This window comes from Photorhabdus africana, assembly GCF_035181445.1.
GTDB lineage: Bacteria > Pseudomonadota > Gammaproteobacteria > Enterobacterales > Enterobacteriaceae > Photorhabdus > Photorhabdus laumondii.
This window is the reverse complement of the sequence record NZ_JAXBVE010000237.1, coordinates 1-296: the sequence shown is the minus strand read 5'-3', so window position 1 is coordinate 296 and position 296 is coordinate 1. Positions and strand designations below refer to the sequence as shown.

The 296-nt window shown below is 51.7% G+C and carries 1 protein-coding gene; it reads right to left on the bottom strand.

Going from position 1 to position 296, the window contains the following annotated elements; genetic code table 11:
• The coding region (locus tag SLS51_RS24945) for a hypothetical protein (protein WP_323840888.1) at window positions 1-296 on the bottom strand (296 nt) is incomplete at both ends.

Here is a 296-nt window from a genome sequence, read left to right as displayed (position 1 = left end):
GGTAACGATATTGGCTTCACCCAGTGCTAACACGCCTGTTAAGCCATCCCCCACATGAGTCATCATATTGGCTTTACCAAACATGGCCGCCAGCGTTGTGCCATTACCGACATGGGTCATCACGTTCAGTTCACCGGCAAACAAACCAATACTGGCGCCATTACCCACATGGGAATAGATGTTGACTTTCCCTATCATTAAGGCAGCGGTCTGGTCATGACCGACCTTGGTCAGCACATTGGCCCCGCCAATCAGGGCCGCAAAGGTATTGCCCTCCCCGATATGGGTAAAGAGAT